Source organism: Bacillus cereus group sp. N21 (assembly GCF_016483395.1).
GTDB classification, from domain to species: domain Bacteria; phylum Bacillota; class Bacilli; order Bacillales; family Bacillaceae_G; genus Bacillus_A; species Bacillus_A pseudomycoides.
The window spans coordinates 1-330 of the sequence record NZ_JAEHBX010000295.1 but is presented as its reverse complement, the minus strand read 5'-3'; the positions used below and the strand labels follow the sequence as shown (position 1 = coordinate 330).

Here is a 330-nt window from a genome sequence, read left to right as displayed (position 1 = left end):
TGCATCTCCGCCTAATACTACAGCGGTAAAGGTACTGTCTTCAAAAATATCTTTGTACTGTCCACTCGCTTCAACGCCTTGACCCTTAATTAAGGCTTTAAAAGCAGCTTGTACATCTTTGCTCTTAGATGATGTTTCTAATTTCACATAAACTGTTCTACCATAAGCTACATTTGACACCATAACAGGCGGAGCCGCATTACTTACCCCTTTACGAGTTAACTCATCAAAAGTAACACTATTATCAAAAAGATCTGATGGATTGTTAGGTAGTTCTGCACTTACGGTATAAAAGATTTGCTTATATGCCGCAACCATCACTTTTTTCTC

General features: G+C 38.2%; 1 protein-coding gene. It reads right to left on the bottom strand.

Going from position 1 to position 330, the window contains the following annotated elements:
* Positions 1 to 330: thiol-activated cytolysin family protein (locus JDS96_RS30935; protein ID WP_199669142.1), on the bottom strand; the 330-nt coding region annotated here is incomplete at both ends.